The sequence below is a fragment of the Bacillus spizizenii TU-B-10 genome, from assembly GCF_000227465.1.
GTDB classification, from domain to species: Bacteria; Bacillota; Bacilli; order Bacillales; family Bacillaceae; genus Bacillus; species Bacillus spizizenii.
In genome coordinates this window covers 850,703-874,620 of the sequence record NC_016047.1, presented here as the reverse complement: position 1 = coordinate 874,620, position 23,918 = coordinate 850,703, and the positions used below count along the sequence as shown (strand labels likewise).

The 23,918-nt window shown below is 44.3% G+C and carries 22 protein-coding genes and 3 pseudogenes; 4 read left to right on the top strand and 21 right to left on the bottom strand.

Features of this window, described 5'->3' with window-relative positions; all coding sequences use genetic code 11:
- Nucleotides 1–62: 62 nt before the first annotated feature.
- From GYO_RS26200 to GYO_RS26120, 17 genes and pseudogenes are all read right to left on the bottom strand, one after another.
- The gene (locus GYO_RS26200) at nt 63–1,169 is read right to left on the bottom strand and encodes a response regulator transcription factor (RefSeq protein ID WP_014112958.1); all 1,107 of its coding nucleotides are present in this window, start codon (nt 1,167–1,169) and stop codon (nt 63–65) included.
- Entirely contained in the window at nt 1,169–2,902 is a 1,734-nt protein-coding gene (yesM, locus tag GYO_RS26195) for a two-component system sensor histidine kinase YesM (protein ID WP_014112957.1), read from the bottom strand. The genes GYO_RS26200 and yesM overlap by 1 nt, the downstream gene beginning before the upstream one ends.
- Complete coding sequence (locus GYO_RS26190) at nt 2,899–3,528, bottom strand: YesL family protein (protein ID WP_080010057.1); 630 nt, start codon at nt 3,526–3,528, stop codon at nt 2,899–2,901. Before GYO_RS26190 ends, yesM begins: the two co-directional genes overlap by 4 nt.
- A 213-nt stretch (nt 3,529–3,741) precedes the next feature.
- Nucleotides 3,742–4,284, bottom strand: coding sequence for a GNAT family N-acetyltransferase (locus tag GYO_RS26185; RefSeq protein WP_014112955.1), 543 nt, complete (start codon nt 4,282–4,284; stop codon nt 3,742–3,744).
- A 124-nt stretch (nt 4,285–4,408) separates the two neighbouring features.
- A complete protein-coding gene (gene cotJC / locus GYO_RS26180) occupies nt 4,409–4,978 on the bottom strand; it encodes a spore coat protein CotJC (protein ID WP_003219494.1) in 570 nt (189 codons plus the stop codon).
- A gap of 14 nt (nt 4,979–4,992) precedes the next feature.
- Nucleotides 4,993–5,256, bottom strand: coding sequence for a spore coat protein CotJB (gene cotJB / locus GYO_RS26175; protein ID WP_041520881.1), 264 nt, complete (start codon nt 5,254–5,256; stop codon nt 4,993–4,995).
- On the bottom strand, nt 5,240–5,488 hold the full coding sequence (gene cotJA / locus GYO_RS26170) for a spore coat-associated protein CotJA (RefSeq protein WP_014112953.1): 249 nt from the start codon (nt 5,486–5,488) through the stop codon (nt 5,240–5,242). The genes cotJB and cotJA overlap by 17 nt, the downstream gene beginning before the upstream one ends.
- A 139-nt stretch (nt 5,489–5,627) precedes the next feature.
- A pseudogene (locus tag GYO_RS26165) lies at nt 5,628–6,496 on the bottom strand (NmrA family NAD(P)-binding protein).
- Nucleotides 6,493–6,936: a nuclear transport factor 2 family protein gene (locus GYO_RS26160; protein WP_014112951.1), complete on the bottom strand. Its 444-nt coding sequence runs from the start codon at nt 6,934–6,936 to the stop codon at nt 6,493–6,495. The pseudogene GYO_RS26165 and the gene GYO_RS26160 overlap by 4 nt, the downstream one beginning before the upstream one ends.
- Nucleotides 6,937–7,013: 77 nt before the next feature.
- Nucleotides 7,014–7,598, bottom strand: a complete 585-nt coding sequence (locus GYO_RS26155) for a TetR/AcrR family transcriptional regulator (protein WP_014112950.1) — start codon at nt 7,596–7,598, stop codon at nt 7,014–7,016.
- Nucleotides 7,599–7,710: 112 nt separating this feature from the next.
- The gene (locus tag GYO_RS26150; RefSeq protein WP_014112949.1) at nt 7,711–8,133 is read right to left on the bottom strand and encodes a hypothetical protein; all 423 of its coding nucleotides are present in this window, start codon (nt 8,131–8,133) and stop codon (nt 7,711–7,713) included.
- A 135-nt stretch (nt 8,134–8,268) separates the two neighbouring features.
- Nucleotides 8,269–8,988, bottom strand: coding sequence for a YebC/PmpR family DNA-binding transcriptional regulator (locus GYO_RS26145; protein WP_041520879.1), 720 nt, complete (start codon nt 8,986–8,988; stop codon nt 8,269–8,271).
- A 160-nt stretch (nt 8,989–9,148) separates the two neighbouring features.
- Nucleotides 9,149–9,328 carry a phosphatase RapH inhibitor PhrH gene (phrH, locus tag GYO_RS26140; protein ID WP_041520878.1) on the bottom strand — a complete coding sequence of 60 codons (180 nt, stop codon included), beginning with the start codon at nt 9,326–9,328 and terminating at the stop codon, nt 9,149–9,151.
- Entirely contained in the window at nt 9,318–10,460 is a 1,143-nt protein-coding gene (gene rapH, locus GYO_RS26135) for a response regulator aspartate phosphatase RapH (RefSeq protein WP_041520877.1), read from the bottom strand. Before rapH ends, phrH begins: the two co-directional genes overlap by 11 nt.
- Nucleotides 10,461–10,623: 163 nt before the next feature.
- Complete coding sequence (locus GYO_RS26130; protein WP_014112947.1) at nt 10,624–11,637, bottom strand: hypothetical protein; 1,014 nt, start codon at nt 11,635–11,637, stop codon at nt 10,624–10,626.
- 103 nt (nt 11,638–11,740) lie between these two features.
- Complete coding sequence (locus GYO_RS26125; RefSeq protein ID WP_014112946.1) at nt 11,741–12,661, bottom strand: DUF5655 domain-containing protein; 921 nt, start codon at nt 12,659–12,661, stop codon at nt 11,741–11,743.
- Nucleotides 12,662–12,767: 106 nt separating this feature from the next.
- Nucleotides 12,768–13,010, bottom strand: a complete 243-nt coding sequence (locus tag GYO_RS26120) for a hypothetical protein (protein WP_014112945.1) — start codon at nt 13,008–13,010, stop codon at nt 12,768–12,770.
- Between the two features lie 165 nt (nt 13,011–13,175).
- Between GYO_RS26120 and GYO_RS26115 the strand changes: the two genes are divergently transcribed.
- The 3 genes and pseudogenes from GYO_RS26115 (at nt 13,176) to GYO_RS26105 (ending at nt 15,831) form a co-directional block, all read left to right on the top strand.
- Nucleotides 13,176–15,065 (top strand): ribonuclease YeeF family protein, encoded by a 1,890-nt coding sequence (locus GYO_RS26115; RefSeq protein WP_014112944.1) that lies wholly within the window; start codon nt 13,176–13,178, stop codon nt 15,063–15,065.
- Nucleotides 15,066–15,077: 12 nt separating this feature from the next.
- The gene (locus GYO_RS26110; protein ID WP_014112943.1) at nt 15,078–15,473 is read left to right on the top strand and encodes an immunity 22 family protein; all 396 of its coding nucleotides are present in this window, start codon (nt 15,078–15,080) and stop codon (nt 15,471–15,473) included.
- 84 nt (nt 15,474–15,557) lie between these two features.
- Nucleotides 15,558–15,831, top strand: a pseudogene (locus GYO_RS26105) (hypothetical protein).
- 183 nt (nt 15,832–16,014) lie between these two features.
- Here GYO_RS26105 and GYO_RS26100 read toward each other — a convergent pair.
- From GYO_RS26100 to srfP, 4 genes are all read right to left on the bottom strand, one after another.
- Nucleotides 16,015–17,175, bottom strand: coding sequence for an MrcB family domain-containing protein (locus GYO_RS26100; RefSeq protein WP_014112942.1), 1,161 nt, complete (start codon nt 17,173–17,175; stop codon nt 16,015–16,017).
- Nucleotides 17,176–17,274: 99 nt separating this feature from the next.
- Nucleotides 17,275–18,657, bottom strand: coding sequence for a 23S rRNA (uracil(1939)-C(5))-methyltransferase RlmD (gene rlmD / locus GYO_RS26095; RefSeq protein WP_014112941.1), 1,383 nt, complete (start codon nt 18,655–18,657; stop codon nt 17,275–17,277).
- A gap of 57 nt (nt 18,658–18,714) precedes the next feature.
- On the bottom strand, nt 18,715–19,626 hold the full coding sequence (locus tag GYO_RS26090; protein WP_003219448.1) for a diacylglycerol kinase: 912 nt from the start codon (nt 19,624–19,626) through the stop codon (nt 18,715–18,717).
- Nucleotides 19,627–19,777: 151 nt separating this feature from the next.
- Nucleotides 19,778–22,918, bottom strand: coding sequence for a surfactin resistance protein SrfP (gene srfP / locus GYO_RS26085; protein WP_041520876.1), 3,141 nt, complete (start codon nt 22,916–22,918; stop codon nt 19,778–19,780).
- A gap of 131 nt (nt 22,919–23,049) precedes the next feature.
- Here srfP and GYO_RS26080 point away from each other — a divergent pair.
- Nucleotides 23,050–23,917, top strand: a pseudogene (locus GYO_RS26080) (TetR/AcrR family transcriptional regulator); the annotation flags it as partial.
- Nucleotide 23,918 lies beyond the last annotated feature (1 nt).

Below are 23,918 nucleotides of genomic sequence, written 5' to 3'. Positions count from 1 at the left end.
AAGTGTTCGGATGGGGCGAAACACTCAAAAAACAGTGGCGAAAGTAAAAAAAACAGAGATGGCTATCCTGCGGAAGCGCCTCCCTGTTTTCTTCTGAAATCTGACGGTGTCAGACCGGTATATTTTTTAAAGACGAGACTGAAATACTTCGGATTATCGCCAAACCCAATTTCTTCTGCAATTTCTGATACACTCGTTTCCCGCCTTATTTTCATCTGCTTCATCGCATGCTCAAGACGTACTCGTGTAACGTATTGGGAAAATTTCTCTCCTGTTTCCTGTTTAAATAATTTCCCGAGATAATCAGGATTCATAAACAGCATATCCTTCGCCGCCCATTTTAAGGAGAGATTCGGATTTCCGAGTTCGTCGGCAACAAGCCTGATCATTTTCGAAATCACTGCGCTTCCGTGCAGGTCACCAGATGCTTCGGCTGTGTCGCGAAACAGCTGCCCAGCGTGCCGGAGTTCTCCCGCCTGACTGATTGCCATCTGGCGGTCCGCGAAAACGTCCGCCGCCTTTTCAGCGGCATTTTCCTCCACGGCGAGCACGGTCCATTCTCCGCTGCTGCAAACCGCTGTCAGCGCCGACCCGAGTGCCTTTCTGGCCGTGAGATCAATAGATTGCTCCCCTTTTAAGATCAGGAGGCGGACCTTTTTTTCGGCAAGTGAAGGCGGCGGAGACAACTGGGCCACACCGGCGATCACCCCCTCCAAGTACTGATCGGCAGCAAAAGAACGAATATGATCGAGCTCATGTTTCAGATGAGCGGTTTTCTTTTTCCGCACCTCATGCTGCTTCAGTTCGGCAATGATTTCCTCCAGTGAACTGATAATCTGCTGTTCATTGCAAGGCTTCAGCAAATAATGCTTGACCCCGTATTTCATTGCTTCCTTCGCGTACTCAAACTCCCCAAACCCGGACAGGACGATAAATTGAACCGACGGACTCACGGCTGACACCTTTTTGATCAGCTCAAGCCCGTCCATGCCGGGCATTTTGATATCTGTAATGACGATATGCGGCTGCCTATGTAAGATCTTCTCGTATGCTTCATTCCCGTTCTGCGCCTTGCCAATTAATGAAGTTCCAAGCGCCTCCCACTCAATGATTCCTGCCATTCCGTCAAGAATAATCCTCTCATCATCAGCTAGCAATATCTTATACATCACGCCACCTCATTTCGGCACGGTATAGTGATCACAATCCTCGTTCCCTTTCCTTGCTCACTCTGAATACGCAAGCCGTACGGCTCTCCGAATGTCAGCCGGATGCGTTCACGAATATTCCAAAGTCCGATTCCTCTACCGCCCGATGTTTCAAGCATCCGTTCATCCATGCCGGGCCCGTTATCTTCGACCGTAATACAGACACAGTCCTTCATCTTTTTCGCCTGAAGGCGGATGGCGCACGGCCTTGTGAAGGGCTCAAGCGCGTATTGAATCGCATTTTCCGCCAGCGGCTGGAGCGTCAGTTTCGGAATGAGGCAATGCTTCACTTCTTCGTCGATATCCAAAGTGAAGTTCAGGCGCTCTTCAAATCGAAACCGCTGAATGGTCATATAGTGAAGAACGATATCCGCCTCCTCCTGAATGGTCACTATATCTTTCTTCATATGAATACTGTTTCGAAGAAGAAAACCGAGCGATTCCACCATTTTTGAGATTTGCTTTTGCTGATTCGCCTTTGCCAGCCAATTGATGGATTCGAGCGTGTTATATAAAAAATGCGGGTTGATCTGGGCTTGCAGTGCCTTCAATTCGGTTTCTTTAATGATGAGCTGTTTTTCCACATTTTCTTCCATAAGCTCGTTAATCCGTTTCATCATGACAGTAAAATGGCGGTTCAGCATGCCAGCCTCATCCTGTGTATGTTCCGGCAGAGAAAGCGATACGCCCGCCTCAATGCCGCCGTCCTGCACCGATTTCATCGCGGACACAAGCTGCTCGATCGGCTCCGTGATACTGTTGGCGATTTTCCTTCCGAAAAGCAAAACCACACAGAAAAACAGGAGAAAACACGTGCCGATCACCGTTTTCATAAAGGAAATTTTTTCAAACATCTGATCAAAGGGGATGACGTTATAGTAGCTCCAATTTTGATAGGATGATTGAAGGAAAGAAATAAAGTAACGTTTGCCATTCTTTTTTATCAAGTCATAACCGGGGTGCTTTAGCGTCTCATTTGCCGCCTCAGGAACAAGCACTGATGCATCTGCCGAATACACCAAATTCCCGCCTTGGTCGGCAATCATGATGTCTCCGACCGAATCGCCCCAATCCTTCGGCACATCACGAATCATCTGTTTCACATTGACTTGGATCAGCACCATGCCCAAGCCGTTCAAGCTCAGCTGGTGATAGGATCTGATCTGCCGCGCTGAAATCAGGACAGGATCGGAACCGCCGAGCGTCATCCAAAGATTTCTTCCATTTTTCGCTTTGGCCCGTTTAAACACCTCTTCCTGCTCCTGCTTCAAAAGATCTGAAGAACTGCTTCCCGCTGAATACTCTGAGCCGCGGGCATCAATCAAATGAATGGAATCGATGTACTTTTCATCACCGGCATATTCCGCCAGCTGATCCCACAGCTCCTGCTTCATTTGATACTGATCGTACGTATCATCACGGTTTTGCATGCTCAGAATGCGCTGAATCTGTTCGTCTGTAATGATTTCATATGACACATCCTCTATCTTCTTCAGCTCGTCTTCGATCCTTTCAGAAGACATCCGCAGTACCTCCGAGGATTTGCGGTAAATTTGCTCATCATACACATGAAAGGCGTACTGCACCCCGCTGTATACAAACAAAAAGGAAACAGCCATAATCAGTGAAAGGAACACAAACAGCTTATCCCTAATCTTCATCCGCCTGTACCAGCCAGCAGCTCTTTTTTTCATGCCGCCTTTTCTTTCTCCTGACGCTGATCCATTGACCGAAACGCTTTAAAGGATAGCTTCGTTAAGATCAGGCTCAGTAAACTCCCGCTGAAAAACAGCAGAAACGTGACGTGAAACAACACGAGAAACAGCACACCGACAGCGCCCGCCGCCATCATGAGCGTCACCGCCGGACGGCTGAAGGCGATCAAAAAGCTGATGCTCAGCACTTCTCTGATTTTCACGTCAAAATGAGAAAACACCGGAAACACATACAGCACAACAAATGCGAAAATCAAGCTGATGCTCAGGAACACATTGACGAGCACAGGCTGATTCATCTGAGCCGCAATCCGCATATCCGCAAACAAAAACAGGCCGGCCGTCACAAGAATGAGCCCGAGGATCTGTGCTGCCCGCCATTCCTTTTTAAACGCCCGAAAAAAGACAGAAAACACTGGGGCATCCGTGTTCCCCTTCGCCCATTCTCTCGTCACTGAAAACATCGCGGCAGTAGCAGGCATCACCCCAAACACAACCAGACCTGCAAGAGAAAACAAAATCCAAAGCACATTCAAATAGGCCAGTCTCATCACCCACGTACAACAGCGATTCATCCCATTCGTCACACTGTGTATCATCAACATCACCTTCCCGCTTCAGAAAACGCTTTCATTTGGAGTAATAAGTATTTCTCCTTTCGAAAGAAAATTCCTGCTGTCCTATGTAAATTTCGACATGATTAGAGGCAGCAGACGTCCTTAACTTTTTCTGTAACGTATCCGGCCTATTACATAAAAAATGACCACAGCTCTATCCTCCTTTTTGTACAAGACAAAAAAGCCTCCTGCAAAGGACGCTTATTCTGCCGAAATCTCTTTCTCAAACAAATGATACCCGGATGCATCAGCACCCATGAATTCATATCCCATACGCCGATAAAAGGAATGCAAGGCATCGTTATCAGCGACACAATCAAGCCGGACCCGTGTTTTTCCCGGAAAGTATATGCCCGTCTCCGCCCAATGAAGGACGCGTGCTCCAAGCCCCTGTCCCGCAAACCGGCGGCTTACTGCGAGGCGGTGCAAATAAATGGACTCCTCATGCCCATCGTCTCCCCAAAGCGTCCGGTCCCACTCGCTCGGTTCAGGCAGCAGCATCACGACAGCCGCAAGCTCTTCGTCTTTTTTAAACACAAACACATGTCCATTTTCAATGGAACCTGTGATATCATGTGTATCTTGCCCTTCCAACAGTCCGCTCCATTGGTTAGAACCCCGATCCCGGAGCCATTCAGCTGTTCGGACGAGCAATCCAGTAATCGATTCTGCATCCTCATAGACAGCCGGACACGCGTAAAATCCATCTGCAATCGTTTCGTTCTTAATCTTAAAAGCTGACATAAAGGCCTCCCAATCAAAAAGTAAGCTTGCACACACACCTTGATTATAATGCAGACCAAACAGCAAAAACAGACCATTTTCTCTGTATGTAAAAGGGTGTATGAAAGAGAGGCCAATCTGCCCATTAGAAAATCTTCTTTTTATCCCGCTCTTCTTTTAAAATTTCAACCGCTTCCCTGAAGCGCATGGAGTGTACAATTTCACGTTCACGCAAAAAACGCAGGGAATCGTTTAAATCAGGATCATCCGAAATATCAATCAGCCATTGATACGTCGCCCGCGCCTTTTCTTCTGCAGCAATGTCTTCGTATAAATCGGCAATCGGGTCACCCTTCGCCTGGATATAGCTCGCAGTAAACGGAACGCCCGCCGCGTTGTGATAAAAAAGCGCGCCATCGTGATTGGCGTAATGATCTCCAAGCCCCGCTTCACGAAGTTGCTCCGGTGTGGCGTCTTTTGTCAGCTTATAGACCATGGTCGCAATCATTTCCAAATGGGCAAACTCCTCCGTGCCGATGTCTGTTAAAAGGCCGATGACCTTATCAGGAATCGTATAACGCTGGTTTAAATACCGGAGAGCTGCGGCCAGCTCGCCGTCCGCTCCGCCATACTGCTCAATCAAATACTTCGCCAGCGTCGGGTTGCACGTACTGACCTTGACAGGGTATTGCAGCTTCTTTTCATACACCCACATTCAAGCATTCCTCCTTATACTTGCCACGGCCATGGCCCTTTTCCCCAATCCCAATCCTCACCCGCGGGGCTGTTGCCGTACTGCAAAAGCGGTCCGTAAGAGGATTCGAATTGCCTTTTTAAGTGCCTTGAATAGCCGGAATATTGATTGAATTGCTTCAGCGCGTCTTCATCATGAGGATGTGTATTTAAATAAAGGCTCAACTCAACAAGCACAAAATCCGCGGCCTGAATTTGCTCAAGCTGACGGTAGTATTCGGCATCAATCTTTTTTGCCATGTACGTCTCCCCCTCGATAAGGGTTTTCATAAAAATCATAGAGATCCTTCCAAAGGGTGCCTTTCCTCAAAGCCTCCATTGGCGAAAACTGCTCCATATGCTCAGGCTGAAAGGTCATATAAAGGTTAGGGGGCGTTCTGTAATATTTCTTCCCTATGGGCGGACAGGGATCAAAACGGCTGTGAAAGGGCGTATATGATTTGACAGGCGTAAACGGCTGCATATCCTTCATTCAGGCTCCTCCTTTCTCAAAAACAATGACCTTAATAGGTATGAGGCAGGAGGCGTGATTATGACTGAAAACGCGGCTAAACTTTTTCAATTCAATCGATAAAAAGAAGACCTTCGGCAGAGCCGAAGGTCTTTCTAGATCAATCAGTCCAAAATGAGATCAATGTTTCCAGTATGCAGCATGAGCAGCCGCAAACTCAGTCAGCGAACGGGGTTCTTTTCCCGTCACACGCTTCACTGTATCCGTTACCCGATGTTCCGCACCATGGCGGATCGCTTCATCCAGCCCCGCCATAAAACGGGCATAATCCGCCGGCAAACCAGCTGCCTCCATCCGATTATGCAGCTCGGAACGAGAAATGCTGACATGCTCCACCCGCCGTCCCGCCGCAGCTCCGATGATCTCGGCCACTTCGGCATAGCTCAGCGCCTCAGGTCCTGTCAGAATATGATATGTTTGATGAGGAACATCATCAATCAAAGCTCGCACGGCCGTTTCTGCGATGTCATCAGCGTCAATAAACCCCAGCTTTCCCTCACCCGAAGCCGTGATGATGTTCCCCTCAGTTTGAATAGACATTCGATGCTGGACATTGATAAAATTTTGCATAAAGTATGAAGGCCGCAGCACCGTCCATTCAGGAAAATCGTGCACAGCCTGATGAAGCGCACCAAACACAGGGCCATCTTCAGGGACAACCGACGCACTAAGCATCACCACACGCTCCGCACCGAGCCGCTTTGCCTCCTGTAGAAACGGGAGCACATAAGGCGCCGGGTCAAACACACCGACCGGAGCAACAAGATAGATCTGTTTTACCTGTTCCAGAGCAGACGTAAAACTTGAGGCATCCTTCCAATCAAAATACACATACTCAGCATCAGCAAGCTCGCCCTTTTTCCGGCTAGCAATCCGCACCCTGTACCCGAGCTCTATTAAACGGCTGGCGATTCGGCTCCCAGTTGTGCCGGTCCCGCCCGTGATTAAAATCGGCTGCTGTTTCATCATCTTCCACTCTCCTCTGTTTGCAAAAATGATCCTCCAAACGCCTCTTTTACAACCAGCGGATTCCAGTAATCCTTATAATGCACAATGCGGCCGTCTCTCGTTTCGATGACACTGATATAGCTTTGACGATAAGGCAGCCCAGTCTTAATCACATGGCCGTCACATTGAAACTCCGCAATCATCGTATTCGTATCTGCTGAGCGGTACACTGTCGGAGCCGTAAACGAAGAAAGATAAATCTGCTTAGGATAATCTTTAATATAATCGTAAATGGCCGCCTTTCCTTCTATTCTTTTTGGTGACCCCTCTGGCGCATAAGGAAACTCAAACACGGCATTCTCATCCCAAAGCTCCGTCCAGCTCTTCATGTCCTTCTCTAGCATATACGCCATAAACTTTCTCAATGTTTCACATGCCTTTTCAAATTCATTCATCAGCATTCATCATCACCTCATTTTTATTCTAGACCATTCAATCCGAAAAGAGCATACATGGGCAAAGAATCCTTTACCACATGTTAATCAAGTACCGATAAACTTACGTCAACATGGTCCTGAAGCCGGTCCATATCAGCCGTCACTTTAGCGACAAACGTCAGAGACAGCCTGCTCTGATTCAAGTATCGGGCAAGCGCCGATATATCAGTATCTTCGCCAGTCAATTCTCCTTGATCCTTCGCTCTTAAAAGCGCCTGATAAAAAGCGTCCTCAAGCTGCTTTGATTGTCCCTCAAAATACGAGGCAAGCTCAGGATCATGCGGGATCTGCTCAATCGCGCTGTTTATGATGTAACACGCCTTCGCACGTTCCGGATCTTTGAGGACATTGACACCTTCCTGAAAAATATCACGAATGGCTTCCTTTACAGATCCAGGCGCCTCAAGTCTTTCGATAACCGCAGCGTTTTTCCCCTCAAGATATGTCTTCACAGCTGACAGAAACAAATCTCGCTTTGTTCCATACGTATCATACAAACTTTGGCGCGCAATGCCTAAATGAGAGAGCAGCTCCTGAAGAGAAGTGCCTTCGTAGCCATACTCTCCGAAAACCTCTATCGCTCTATGCAGGACAAGTGCAGTATCGAATTCTTTATTCCTTCCCAAACGAATATCACCTCCTACAAGAAGATATTACCTTTTCCAGACTGAACAGTCAAGAAAAAGGAAGAAGAAAAAACACCCTTGATCAGCAAGAGTGCCCGTTCTTCCACGCCTTTTATTTATGGCCGTCTTTTCCCCAGTGCCCCATTTGGTGGTGATGGTGCCCGTAGTTTCCATCATGGTGGTGATGATGATGCCCATAATTTCCATCATGATGGTGGTGATCATGGTGTCCGCCATTTTCATCATGATAGTGATGGTGATGGCTATCATTAACGTGGTGCATTCCGTAGCTTGGATAACTCATTGAGCTCGGATAGCCTCCATAGCCGCCGCCTGGGAAGCCACCGCCGAATCCTCCAGACATGCCATATCCAGGATAGCCTGAACCTCCATAACCTGGATAGCCCATCCCTGTGTACATGCCATGGCCCGGATAGCCTGCGCCTCCGTACATGCCGAATCCCGAACTGCCTGCACCATAGCCTGGGTAAGCGCCAAAACCAGGTCCGCAGCAGATGTGTCTTGAATCAGTCATTCCAATCTCTCCTTCACATAGGTTACAGTCCAGCGTATGAGAAGGCCTCACAGATCGTATAGACATCCGCCTAAACACAGATAAAACAATTTCATGGACAATAAAAAAAGCAGACCATGACAGTCTGCTCCTTTTTTATTCACCAAGATCTACGTTATGGTACACCTGCTGAACATCTTCTAAATCCTCTAACGCATCAATCAATTTTTCAAACTGTTCCTTCGCATCATCCGGAAGCGTCACTTCACTTTGTGCAAGCATGGTCAGCTCGGCTACTGTAAATTCCTCAACGCCCGCGTTTTTAAATGCCTCCTGCACCGCATGGAATTGATCCGGCTCGGCATATACGATCACACTGTCATCCTCTTCTAAAATGTCACGAACATCGACATCCGCTTCCATCAGGATTTCAAGCGCTTCGTCAGCAGTTTTGCCATCAACACCGATAACAGCCGTCGCATCAAACATGTAAGCAACAGATCCGCTCACACCCATGTTTCCGCCGTTTTTCCCGAACGCCGCACGCACTTCCGGCGCCGTACGGTTTACATTATTCGTCAGCGCATCAACGATGATCATTGATCCGTTCGGACCGAAGCCCTCATAGCGAAGCTCATCGAAATTCTCTTCTGCTCCGCCTTTCGCCTTCTCGATCGCACGCTCAATGATATTTTTCGGCACGCTGTAAGTCTTCGCGCGCTCAAGCACAACCTTCAGCGCCTGGTTGGATTCCGGATCAGGCTCGCCCTGCTTCGCCGCCACATAAATCTCACGGCCAAACTTCGCATAAATTCGACTCGTATTTGCGTCTTTAGACGCCTTCTTCTCTTTAATATTGTTCCACTTACGGCCCATGATGCTCCACTCTCTTTCATATATATCAATCTGTATATTGTTATTCACTTTATCCATTATACCTCAAATGGTTTGGTTGTTTCGAGTGTCTTGCGCTAGAAATAGAAGGAATGCCGAGGTATTAAAGGCCAACCGTTTTCCGTAAAACAAGAAAAAAGCCCTAGCTAAGGGCTTTCTTCTCCTGATCACTTATGAAATGATGGGGGGAATGATCAATATACGTTGTGTTTCGATCTGTTGATTCCTTAAATCCGCCGGACTGTGTCAAGAAAGGAAACGAAATACTTCCGAAAACTAGAGTAACAGCAAGGCACATCAACACTTTTTTCTTAATAGGCATATAAACACTCTCCTTTTTGAATATCATCTTGCGCTTTCAGCACTTTCCGATAAAACGCAGCAGCATGTTCAAAATGACAGCGGCTTTCAAAAACAGCCGCAGCACTTCGGGCACATGCTTCAATGTAAGCGTGCAAGTTCTTTTTTTCGAAATAGCTTAAAAGATCATGAATTTTGCGTTCGTCAACAACCTCTTTGTAAACTGCCTGCAAGAACAGATACAATTCTCTATAGAGTTTGTGGGGCCCCGCATTTGGATAGGTTGCAATATGTTCTAATCCTTCCTCTATGAACTGAAACGCCTTCTGTGTTTGGCCTGCTTTACATAATGTCCAGCTTAACCCAAACAAGACTTTCGGAAGCAGATCAGGGACTGTTTCCCTGCTTACTTTCGCCGCTTTTTGAAAGTGATGTATAGCCATCTGATCGTCTCCTGATCTGTCATAACTATTCGCGATGTTCAACAGAGAAATGGCGATAAATCGGTCGTTTTGAATATCCATTGCCAACTCCAGCGCCGTTTCTAAATGCGGGAGGGCTCTATCATAATGCTTGAAATCATCATAGTTGCCGGCGATCACAAACAAGCTTTGGATTGTTCTAATGCTGTATAGGGGATGCTTATGATAAATGTCTAGGGCCTGAAGGATATGATGCATCGACACATGGGTTTGCTTCATATGGTAATACGCCTCTGCCACTTTAAAATGGAATTCCGCTTTCTCAATTTCATCTGACAGAAACGGCAGTTCTTTCTCCGCCTCGCGATAAAACCCGATCGCTTCCACATATTCTTTCTGATCAAATTCATACATGCCGCGGAAAAACAAAGAGTAGTATTTCAAAAGGCCTGTGAGTTTTTTCTGAGGAGTTTCAATTGTTTCCAGAAGCTCTGTCACTGTAGGGCGATTCCCGTATGTTTGTCCCGGCTCCAAATAATCCAGCATCAGCTGGTGCCGAAAACACATGAGAGAATAATAGATCAGTAAATCCTGGTCTTCTTCCATCTGCTGAATGTCCTGCTCCACCTCCGCTTTCAAAACCTCAGCATCCGGAACACTGAACTGGCGAATCATCTTGTACCATTCATTAATTTTAACACCAACACGCGAAGACGGTATGGCTTGACTCAACGGCTTCCCTCCCTCTCTATAAGATATGTCATATTCTATCAATCCCAAATTTTGAAAACAACACAGAAGGAAGAAATTGTTTTTTCATCCTGTCAATTTGTTTTTCTCGGCAAAAAAGGCCCCTTTAGGCAAGGGTCCCATATCATTCTAGTCATTTACGCATTCACTTATTGTCAACCACAACAAAATCCTGAACCTTCACCCATTCCTCAGGCAAATCAAACTGATAAAGCTTCTCCTTAGATCGAATATCAAACACACCCACATATCCGCCAATGCCCTTTTTATGCTCTTCCTGGGCAACAATATACAGTTGATTCCCCTTAAACTTCCCCTCCATATAAGGGAATTTCAAGTCGTATGTATGAAAAGAAAAATCCTTCCCATATTCCAGCAAGTTCGCCTCACCCTCTTTGTCTTCGTACGTCACGTAAAACCTGCCGCTTTCTTTGTCATAGTACACGGTATCAGCGTATTCAAGATCATCAGGATACGGAATATATGTCGTCTTCCATGTCCCTTTTTCAATCACAGTCAGTTCATGCTGCGAGCTCGCGACAATAAATTCCTCCGAGTCTGCGAATTTATCAGCGTATGAGGCTAAGCTCAGGGTCTCTATGATTTCCTCTGTGTTTCTGTCGATCACGTAAATAGACATGCTTTGAATGATATAAATATAGTTCTCATCACTCGACCCCATCGTGACAAGCGAAGGCAAGGTGAGCTGATGTTTCTTTTTCGTTTTTCTGTCGTTTATGTGGATCTCATTCCCCGTCGTATCAACGTTATAGGCCTTAACAGAGACATCCTTCCCCTCATACCAAAACGCAAATGGATCTGACAGCGGATGCTCTTTGATCACATCCTTCTCCAGCGTGTAATAAAAAGGCTCATGCTCCGCTAATAATACAATGTCAGTTGCTGTGTAAGATTTCGTTTGAATGTAAGGCACATCCGCCACCTTGAAGGTGCGCCTGTTAAATCTTTCGCCTGTTGAGGTCGAAAGCAGCGTGCTCTCTTTTATGAGAGGGTTGGAATAGATAAAAAAGATGCGGTCTTCTTCGGGGTGGATAGAGGAAGTTGTGACCGGATATGTGTTCTTATTTTGAGAGTAAATATATGCAGCCAACATTAAAACACTTGCGAACAAGCCCAATAGTATAAAACGCTTTTTCATATAAACAGCTCCAGTATATGGTTCAAAACTCTATATCGTTTTCAACATGCTCTGCACATTTCCCTTGTAACCCAATAAAAAAAGAACTTCTCAATGGAAGTTCTCACTTATTTTTCTCATAGGATTGCTTGATCAATCCCATGATATATTCAATGTGTTCGTCGTCCTTTATGAAAACCTCGTAGTCGCCATTTCCCCAGTGACCGGTCTCAGAGACATCTCGCATTCTCTCTTCGGGATCATCCAATTCTCCCTTTTTCATATTCACCCACACCTTAAGTCCGCTTTTTAAAAGAAGAATATCAACGAAGTTTCGCTTATTTGACGTAAACGCAATATAAAGCTTCGTCGGTTTGATTGAGATATGATCGTCCAAGTTTAAAATGAATTCTTTTAGCTGCTGATAAATCTCTACGATGTCAAACGGCTTATCTGCAAGATGATCCTCTTCAGAAAACACTTTAATTTCTTTGCTGACCTCTTGAATGGTCTCACTTTGCTGCGAAATGGTCTTAATCGACTCAGAGACGCCATCAGCCTTCATTTGATTCAACTGAATCAGATCATTTTCGTATCTTTTCACCTCCCATAATTCAATGGGCAGATCTTTAAAATGGATAGATTGCTTTTGATACACCGTAAAAACAGGAGATATAAAAATAACCTTCGACTGCGACCAGTCCACATCATCCCGCTTTAAGGGACGTTCATGATTCTCATTGTACTCTAGAATAAAATCAGCTTTATGATTGAGCATTGCCGCTAAATAGGCGTAGCCCTGATCAACAACACTGAAGTTCTTCGTATTTTTATACTCGATAATCACGAAAGCACTTGTCTCATCATCAAACGCTAACGTATCAATGCGGAAATTATTAATCCTGAATTCGGATTTTACAAACCTGAGACCTAACATCTGCTGAAGATTTGTCTCACATAAATCCTGAATCTCTTTTTCTTTTTTAAAGGGTTTCTCGCGAATATCTTCTATCTGATTTTGGTTGTTTACTTTATAGAGATACATGCTGGGCTCCTTTTATTTTACTAGTTCCATTAAAGTTTCTAAGGATAGACTCGAAACCGGATTTTGCGTTTTTGTTTTCAGTGTACTGCCAATTAAATAAGAATAATCACGGCACTCTGTCAATTGAAACCGGTCTATTATTCGTTTTAGTGATCTTGGCGGGTTCATCAGATTCCCAAGCGTCAACGATCTTGTAAACATTTAAAATTACACCGCTCCGAACAACAATTGCCCGTTTACATTCCTTTGCCCTGGATAATTTCATATCCCAGTTCCCGCAGGCGCGGTTTGTTAGCGTGTCGCCTTTTTGAATATCCTTGATCTTTATGATTAAGAAATCTTTACCCAAATGAGCTCTTCCCCTTTTTATTGATTATCATCATCATATCAAATCTGTGTATATAGGCACATGCCTAATGGCTCATTTTTCCACCAAAACACGTTCTCACACCCACCCCCATCCCGCTCCGTGGTAAAATTTTGATATTGAGCGAACAAAAGAAGGGAAATGGTCATGAAAGTACTTGAAGCCAAAACACTGCTTTCTGAAGCAACAGACCGTGCAAAAGAGTATAAAGAACTAAGAACGCAAATGGTCAACTTGAGAAAAGCGTTAAAAAGCGTCGCTGATCTCAGTGACAGCGAATTCTCAGGAAAAGGCGCCAGCAACATCAAAGCCTTCTATCACGACCACGTCGGCGTCACCGACCAATGGATCGACTATATTGACATGAAAATCGCATTTTTCAACAGCATCGCCGGAGCCGCCGAGGACAAAGGCCTCTCAGACTCATACATCGAAGAGTCCTTCCTGGAGCACGAACTGGCAAATGCCCATAAAAAATCGAAGTCCATCATGTCCGAACAGAAAAAAGCGATGAAAGACATCCTGCACGATATCAACGCCATCCTCCCGCTCGACCTGTTTTCAACAGAAACCTTCAAAGACGAGCTGGCCGATGCCAACGACAAACGCAAAAAAACACTGGAAAAATTGGACGCCTTGGACGAAGACCTGAAGACAGAATACGCCCTGTCAGAACCAAACGAACAATTCATCAAGTCCGACTTCCAAAAGCTCCAAGAAGCAACAGGCAAAGGCAAAAACGCCACACCCATCCACTACAACGCCAAGGCGTACCGTGAGAGTGACATACATAAGAAAAAAGGCGATATTGAAAAGCGGACGGATGCTTACTTGAAGATTAAGAAAGAGGAAGCGAAGGAACGTGAGATCAAAGAATTAAAGAAAAAACTTGCGGATGGTATATCAGATCCGGATGAATATTTAGAAATTGCGAAGAAGATTGGATATGAGAATCTTGAGCCTGCACAGTTACAGTATGTGGTACAGCTTGAGCAAGCAAAACAGCTCGAAGAAGTTGGCGAAACCACATGGGAAGTCCTGAAAGGAGTTGGAGTCGGTCTCTACGATGTCGCTAAGGATACTGTGACTGGCGTTAAAGATTTAGCTGTCGGGGCTTGGGAGTTTTCCCAGCTCTCCGAAGAACAAAAATTAGCCAAAACAATTTCAACTGTATTGAAGACACCTTCCTATGCAAAAATCATATGGACAAACATAGCGGATTCATGGAATGATAAAATGGTTAACGGAGATGCATACTCCAGATCTCATTATATTACCTATGTGGTCGGGAGCCTCGTTGGACTAAAAGGCGCTGGCTCTGCTGTGAAAGTAACAAGCAAACTTGGTAAAGCAGGTGCTGCCAAAGTAGATAAAGTGCTTGAAGCCGGAGAAAAAGCTACTACTAAACATGTAAAGACAGGAATCCAGAAAACAAAAGATTTCAGCAGTGCTTTATTAAAAGGTAAAAATCAAGTCGCTTTTGCAGGAATTGCTCAGGATATTGAGAATACGCATAATGTAAAGAATACATCGCTTCTGAAAAAAGAAATTGAAGAACAGAAATCAAATGCTTTACAAAAAACTGAAAGAAAAACACAGAACATAAAGAAACCTAGAAAAACAATAATTCCTACAGTAAAAAGTGGTGAATTTAATAATTGGTTTAACTCATTAACAACGAAGCAACTTGATGAGCTTTGGACAGATAAGAAAATTAGAAGAGCAATTGAAAGACAATTGAGAGCACCCGGCGGCATGCACGAATGGCATTTAGTTTCTCGGGCCCCTACTTTCAAACATTGGGGAGTTACAGCTGAACAAATTAGAGATTTAAGAACTGCCATAAACAAAGTCGAGTTTGTGAATCCAATTGGTAAACACGGAGGATTGGGTTCAACCGCTGCTCATAATGAATTGCTAGGAATTATTGATTCATCCTTAAACTATAATATGTTTGTCCGAAGATTAAATAATTGGGCAAACTATAGGCTAAAAGGTGGAGCGGCAGCCCTGCCAGAAGGATTAAGGATTAAATAATAGGAGGTTAATATGGAACGTCAAAATTTCGTATCATTGTGGATCGGAAGTATAAATGATGATGAATCATTAAGTAAATATGTTGAATTAGATTACAATGAAGATGAGGGTGATTTTCTTCCTTCCCAATTTTTAATTGACTTTGATATAGATATCGATGATTTAGATGAAGATTTTATAGAAAAAGTAGCACATAAAAAAAATTGTAATAATTTATCTGAACTAATTGGCGGCTGTTCGTACGATAGTTTCATCTTACCTCGATTTGAGAACATAATAGGTACCGCAATTCCTGAACAAATCAATGCTGCAGTTCTTTTATATAATTTTGAATATGACGGCAGGGAGAAAGAAATAAACGATAAAAACTATTCATTTAAATTTATTGGTGCAGTATCCTATGTTTAAGTAAAAAATTCTAAATAAATATGAAGCCCTCTTACTTGAGGGCTTTATTTTTATCTCATCTCACTTTATAAAAGGAGCATCACCTTGACAGTAAGAAAAGAATTAATAAAACAAATAAATTTAACAATCATAGTAATAAAAACAATTAATCAAAAGAATCCAACTCCAATGGTGAAAACATATTAAAAAGATCCAACATTCAACAAAGGAACAATTCGAAGAAGGTCTCTCTAAAGTTAAAAATAAACTAAATACTCTGACAAGAGCATATCTAGAATCAGCTAACGACTACATGAATCCGATGCTCAGAGAAATGCATAAAACAGAAAAGCTTTTAAATAGCTGGCGAAAAGTTTAAGAACAGAGCTCTGGATATATCCCCACCCTCACCTTTTTCTAAATGAACAGTTTTCAAAATTAGTTCTTACTATAGTATTACCAAGAGTCAATAATGCGCTTAAAACTATTGATAGCAACAACAGACCTGCTATAATCAATAATTAGAGGATTAATACTTCCAAAAAAAACAATACAAATGATTTCACTCGCTTTGACAACCGTAAATCACTTTAAGATCTGAAAAGGTTATTTCTATACCTATACGTTTCAATTGATCCTTTCGCTGATCAAACAATTTTTTTAAAAGTTTTTCTTTATCTTCATCTCTACCTAAATGTATAAGACGATGACAAAGTGGACATAAACTTACCAGGTTCTCTAGTTGATCCAAGTCATATTGGAATTCATCTTGCTTAGCTATAGGCACAAGATGATGACACTCAACAAAAGGCTTATTGGTAGATTTAGATATAAATGTTTTATGGGAGTCGTCAATTTCACAAGTGTAATTTGAAAGCATCATAGCCATTGAGGCTAGACTTGCATTCCTTGTCCATTGCTTTTGTCCACCTTTATAATAAATTGGTTCTGGACGTTCTTTCTTTTGATTTACTTTATATGTGTTTTTTACACTCTCAGATATAATAAAATGCTGAACTGCTAGCTGATATTGCTCTTCATTATTCGTATCTTCCATATATAGTCCGTCTTCCTGTAATAAAATGAAATCATTGAACTGTTCTATCGATCTCTGTCCAATCAGACCTTCTATTTCTTTATATGTAATCAACAATTCTTGTAAATCGGTTATGAATGTTTCCTTACTAGGTATATTACTCACATCATAGTATCGTCCACATATATGTCCTAGTTCATATCCTCTAGCAAGATCACCCTTGCCCTTTAAATCAATATTTAAAAGATTCATGTTTTTAGGAATAGTATTTAATTTTTCTCTAATCATAGAAGCTGTTTTTTTTATTTTTTCCTTCCCTAGCTTTGTTCCATATTTATCTTTAAAATATGTCCAACCTTGATTCAAACTAACATAAAAGCCACTGCCATCTGCATTAAACAAGTATACAATATAGTACCCTCTTGTGGCTGAAATCGTTAAGTTCTTAATAAAGACAGAGATCCATGGGACCTCAGCCCATCTACCTTGTCCTACCGAACCTACTATATGATAAATTTTTTGATCCAATTCGGCGTCCTTAAAAAGAGACTTCTTTATCTTATGACGAACAAGTGTCCCTAAAGGATGGTCTTTAAACATCTCTCTTTTAGCTTTATGATATTCTGTTATTACTTTAATCATTTTTTCTTGTATGGTTAAATTCGAATCATCTAAAACTTTAGCCATTATTTCAAACACCTCTATATAGAAATGAGATACCTAAAAGACGACGATCATATAAAAAGCCTCACCTGATCTTGGGAGGCTTTTATTTTTAAAAATTTCTTATATATCTTTTCTCTCCAGCACAGCCACACACTCCACATGATTCGTATGCGGAAACATATCAACAGGCTGCACTTCGCGTGTCGCATACCCGCCATCCTCAAGCACCCGCAAATCCCTTGCAAGCGTGCCAGGATTACAGGACACGTACACCACTCGCTTCGGTTTCATCTCCACAATCGTCCGCAGGAGGGCTTCGTCGCAGCCTTTTCTTGGCGGGTCTACGACTAGTGTATCGGCCGTGATGCCTTCTTCATACCACTTTGGAATCACGGTTTCCGCTTCCCCGACCGCGAACTCAGCGTTTGTGATGCCGTTTAATTCAGCGTTTCGCTTGGCGTCCTCAATCGCTTCGGACACGATTTCTACACCGTACACTTTTTTCGCCTGCTTAGCCAAGAATAGAGAAATCGTTCCGATGCCGCAATAGGCGTCGATGACGGTTTCTTCCCCTTGAAGCTCCGCGTACTCCAGCGCTTTGTCGTAGAGCACTTTTGTTTGCTCCGGGTTGACCTGATAGAACGATCTGGCGGAAATGGCGAATTTGACGTCTCCGATGAGGTCGTAGATGTATTCTTCGCCCCAGATGACGTTTGTTTCGTTTCCGAAAATCACGTTTGTTTTGTTTGGATTGATGTTTTGCACGATGGATTTGACGTGCGGGAATTGCGCTGTGATGTCTTCGATGATCTTCGCTTTATGCGGGAAATCGTTTGTTCTTGTGATGAAAACGATCATCATTTCGCCCGTAACAACGCCGTATCTGACCATGATGTGGCGGAGCCAGCCTTTGTGGCGTTCTTCATTGTAGGCTTTGACACCGTATTTGGCGCAAATGTCTTTGACGGCTTGGACAGCTTCGTCGTTTTTAGATTGCTGGATCAGGCAGGCGCTCATGTCGATGATGTCATGGCTTCTTTGCTGATAAAATCCGGCGACGAGTCCGCCTTCTCGTTCTCCTACCGGCACCTGTGCTTTGTTTCTGTAGTTCCAAGGGTCTTGCATGCCGAGTGTCGGGTGCACGGTGACGTTGGACAGGTCCAGCTTGCCGATCCGTTCTAAGACGTCTTTGACTTGTTTCTGTTTAAACAAGAGCTGGCCTTCGTAGGTCATGTGCTGAAGCTGGCAGCCTCCGCATTGCTTGTAGATCGGACATGGGGCGTCAGTTCTGTGCGGGCTTTCTTCCTTCAGCTCAATCAGGCGGCCAAAGGCGAACCCTTTTTTGACTCGGGTCACTTTGATTTGGGCTTTTTCCTCCGGAAGGGCGTTCGGCACGAAGATCGGGAAGCCCTGAACCTTTGCGACGCCCGCTCCTTCGTGGGTCAAATCCTCAAATGTCACGTCGTAGTATTCGTTTTTTTCTACTGGGGGTTTCATTTTCATATATGTTCACCTCTTGTTTTAAGCGAAAGAAAAACTTGGCCTATTAAAGCCAAGTTTTTAGTCATCCAGCTGTTCCGCTTTCTCCTTCGGCATGACGACGTGAATGTGTCGGTACAGATTCACGAATTCGCCCGGCAGCATGCCGCCGTACTCGCCGTCCAGGTTCAGCTGCATCTTTTCTGATACATTGACTTTCACGCGGTTCGCTTTTGTATAAATAATGTGCTGGTCGTTGATGTGTTCGCCGCGGAGTGCCATCGTTGCGACCCTGATAAATTCAGCAAGGTTTGCTTTCTTTAGTATCATCAAATCAAACATGCCGTCATTCAGGCTGGAGTCCGGCGCGAGTTTTTCGAACCCGCCGACGGAATTTGTCAGCGTGACCAAAAACAGCATGATTTCACCTTGAAACAGCTTGCCGTCGTATTCAATCTCGACTTCTGTCGGACGAAGTGAAGGCAGCATTTCCATTCCTTTTAAGTAATAAGCAAGCTGGCCGAGCATCGTTTTGAGTTTGCTTGGCACGTCGTACGTCAGCTCCGTCAGGCGGCCTCCTCCGGCAATATTGATAAAATACTGGCCGTTCACCTGTCCGATATCAATCGGGCGGGCAACGCCGTTAATGACCGTATCTGCCGCTTTTAAAATATCCTCACGCGGAATATTGAGCGCTCTCGCAAAATCATTCGTTGTACCGACAGGAATCACACCGAGTGTCGGACGGTTGTCTAAAGGCGCAAGCCCGTTGACGACCTCGTTGATCGTTCCGTCTCCGCCCGCTGCAACGATTAAGTCAAACTCACGCAATGCCGCTTCCTTGGCGGCGTGCGTTGCGTCTCCTGCGCATGTTGTGGCATGGGTGGAGGTTTCATAGCCGGCTTGTTCAAATTTTTGCAGGACCTGGGCAAGATGCTTTTTAAAGATCTCCCGTCCCGAAGTCGGATTGTATATTATGCGTGCACGTTTCATTATCTCATCATCCTACTTAAGAGTATCCGATCCATTTTTACACTAACAACCTTTAATTATACTATGAGTTAAAAAAATCGCAACAAAATGTACATAATCTTACAGGTGAAAACGCACAAAAGCCTCAGCAGAGCTGAGGCTTTTTGTTTTTTTACTCTTCTTCCGTTCCCGGTTTTTTCTTGCGGAACTTCGCCAATACTTCGTATACGATTGGCACGATCAAGAGTGTCAGAAGCGTTGAACTGATCAAACCGCCGATAACCGTGACGCCGAGTCCTTTTGAAATGACCTGGCTTCCGCCTTCGAAACCTAGCGCTAACGGAATCAAGGCGCCGATTGTCGCGATGGCTGTCATCAGGATCGGACGGAGTCGTGTAGAGCCGGCTTCTAGGAGCGCTTCTCTCGTAGACAGTCCTTCCGCTTCCTTATGAATCACGCGGTCAATTAAGACAATGGCATTTGTAACAACGATACCAATCAGCATGAGCATACCGATCATTGCGTTCAGACTGATCGTTTCACCTGATACATAAAGTCCGACCAGGGCACCGATGACTGTGAACGGCAATGAGAACAGAATCGCAAATGGCGCTAGTGCCCCGCCGAAGGTAATCACGAGCACAAGGTAAACGATCGCTATTGCTGCCAGCATCGCTAAACCGAGCTTCGTAAAGGAATCAGCGATATCTGCGGAAACACCGCCTGTATCGATCGTTACGTTATCAGGCATGTCAAGCTTATCAATTTTCTTCTGGACATCAGCTGATACAGCTGTAACGTTGTCAGATGTAACCTCACCTGTGACATCTGCATAGACTTTTCCGTCACGTTTTGACACAGTATCAGATGTTGATCCTTCTTTCACTTTTGCGACATCGCCGATTTTGACTTCTTTGCCAGTCGCAGAAGTGATCTTTTTATTCTCTAAATCTTTCACACTCTTATACTCGTCTTTTTCTGTCTTAATGTTCACATCAAGCTCTTTGCCGTCTTTTTTCACGGTTGTGAGCGGTTCTTGTGATGTTTGTGTCATTAAGGCCTGAGAAATTTGAGACGCAGTTAAACCGAGTTTGCTTAATTTTTCTTGGTCAGCGACAAAAGTGTACTCATCATATGTGCTGGAAAGGCCTGAGCTTACGTTTTTCAGATCCTTTTCATCTTTCATGACTTTTTCAATGTCTTTGACCGTGTCTTTAATGTCATTTTCTGAATCGCCATACACATAGTATGTTAATTCATTGTTATTGCCTGAAGAGCTGAAGTCCTGCGACTTCCATTCTCCGCGGTTTGACTGATCTTGGATTTTCTTCAGCACGTTGTCTTTTTCTTTATCAAAGTCAGGCGTGTCGCTTTCATATTTGATATAGAATAACGCACCGTTTGAATCTCCCCCGGCAAGCGGGCTGCCAGAGCCTAATGAATACTGAACCGTATCCACATGCTTGCGGTCAAGCAGGATTTTTTCCGCTTTTTCAGCTTCAGCTTCGGCTTCTTTTTTCGTTTCACCCGGTTCTGGGCTGTATGTGAGCTGCATCGTTTTTTCTTCCTCGGACGGCAGGTAGCTGGCACCGATTAACGGCACGAGGAACAAGCTTCCAAGGAGCATCAGAACGGCGATGATAGACGTGATCCATTTGTGGCTCAGCGCCCAGTTCAATACTTTTTTATAGATGTTTGCAAGTCTGCCAGGTTTATGTTCTTTCGCTTTGACCTGCCCGCCCGTTAATGATTTTTTGAACAGGCTGTGCGCGAGCATCGGCACAAGCGTGATCGAAATCACCAGGGATGCGGCAAGCGCAAATACAATCGTTAAGGCAAATGGAATAAACAATTCACCGATTTGTCCGCCTACAAGTGCGAGCGGCAGGAATACCGCGATTGTCACGATCGTCGATGACATGATCGGTTTAAACATTTCCTTCGTCGCTTCTCGAACCAAGGCTTTTCCGCGGAGCGGCTCATCTTTGAGTCTCATGCGGCGGTAAATGTTCTCGATCACAACGATAGAGTCATCGACCACACGTCCAATGGCCACGGTCATGGCACCGAGCGTCATGATATTCAGTGTGATATCAAGCTGCTGCAGCACAAGAAGTGCGATCAGCAATGATAATGGAATAGAAATAATCGAAATTAATGTTGATTTGATATCTCTTAAGAATAAGAGAATAATCACAATCGCAAAAATAGCACCGAAAATGGCTTTGCTTAACATCGTTTCAACTGACTGTGTAATCGGCTCTGCCATATCGAGTGTTGCGCTGTAGTCGAAGCCTTTATGGTCTTCTTTGAACTGCTTCAGCTCATCTTTGACATTGTCGGCAACCTCTACTGTATTCGCATCGTTTGCTTTAACAATGTTGATGCCGATGCTGTCTTTTCCATTTGTGCGTGAAACAGATTCGGCTTTTTTCACATCTTTCATTGTCGCAATGTCAGAAAGCTTAACCGTCGGCACATCTGTGCTTGCGCTTTGCTGCGCCTGTGCTGCGGCTTGTGCGCTCTGCGCCGCCGCTTGAGATGCTGCGCCGCTGCCTGCACTTGAAGCAGATGCCATCGGGATTCTCATATTCTTCAAATCTTTTATTGTTTCAATATCGCCGCTTACAACGACAGATTTTTCTTTATTTCCGAATGTGTACAATCCAAGCGGAGTTGTCACATCTGAACCTTGAATCACTTGTTTGACTGTATCTTCATCAAGGCCGTATTCTTTCAGTTTGTCTTCTTTGAAAGAGAATTCAACCTCTTCCACCTGCTGGCCCGATACTTGGACGGAAGCAACGCCTTCTATGCCTTTAAGCTTAGGAACGAGGCTGTCCTCCACTTTTTTCGTCAGCTCTTGCAGATTGTCTTTATCACTGGACACGCTCAGCGTCAGAATCGGGAAGGAGTTCAAGCTGTAGCGTGAAATTTCCGGATCCTTCGCGTCATCAGGCAGGCTGACGTTTTCTAATGCTTCAGCCGCTTCTGTTTTCGCTTTGTCCATATCTTTCTCATAATCATATTCAATCATGACAGACGATGCGTTTTCATAGGACGTCGAAGTCACGACACTGACCCCGTCCAAATTCTGCACCGCTTGTTCAACCGGTTTGGTCACCTCATCAGCCACTTGGCTAGGCGTCGCGCCCGGATATGTCGTGCTGATCGTCAAGTAAGGCATGTTCACGTCAGGAATGGATTCTTGCTTCATATTCATACCCGCATACAAGCCGGCTGCTGTTACAATAATCGTCATCAGCCATACGGCGAATTTGTTTTTCAGAACGAAATTAATAACGTGATTCATCATATCCTCCATTACATTTTTTATTGACTGACTGGTCATTCTATATAATACTAAACGTTATAACGCAACAACGTCAACTCATATACCAGAAAATTTTACTAAATTTTTCAAGGATTAAGGGGAAGCACGTCATGAATGAAAAAAAAGAGAGAATCATAAAAACCAGCATTCATTTATTTGCGAAAAAAGGATTTGCAGCTACGACGATCCAGGAAATCGCTAGTGAATGCGGTATCTCGAAGGGCGCTTTTTATTTGCACTTTAAATCGAAAGAAGCGCTGCTGTTATCTGCCTGTGAATATTACATCGGTATGTCTATGAAAAAAATGAAAAATATAGAAGAGGATCTCGCCGGAAAACCGCCTAAGGAAGTGCTAAAAAAACAAATTGGCGCTCAGTTTGAGGATTTTCGCGATCATAAAGATTTTATCGTTCTTTTGCTTAATGAAAATATCATTCCGGAGAATCAAGAAATCAAGCAATACTTTTACAACATAACCGCGGAAACGGATAAACTGTACCGGAACGCCTTGCTGACGTCTTATGGCGAAGGAATCGAGCGGTACGTAGCGGACCTCTCCATCATGGCAAGAGGCATTGTGCATTCCTATATGAATGTGATGGTATTTAACGGAGAGCTCAATATCAATGCAGAAGAAATCTCAGCCTTTATCATCGAGAGACTGGATGACCTCGTACAGGGACTGAACCGTTCAACCCTCAATCCAATTGTGCCAAAAGACATTTTCAGACCGATGCCTGCGGGGAAAGACCAGCTCCTTGAGGACATTCAGAAAGTGAAAGAAAACAGCACGCTTCCCGAGGATATCACTGTATCGCTGGAGGTCATCGAGGAAGAACTGTCTCAGGATAAACCGCGCAAGCCGATTATTAAAGGCATGCTGTCCAATTTAACCGGAACCACCGACAAAGAAATTGAAAAGCTTCGGACTCTGATCTCTGTTTTCATCTCGATTTGACCATAAAAAAAGCAGCCTCT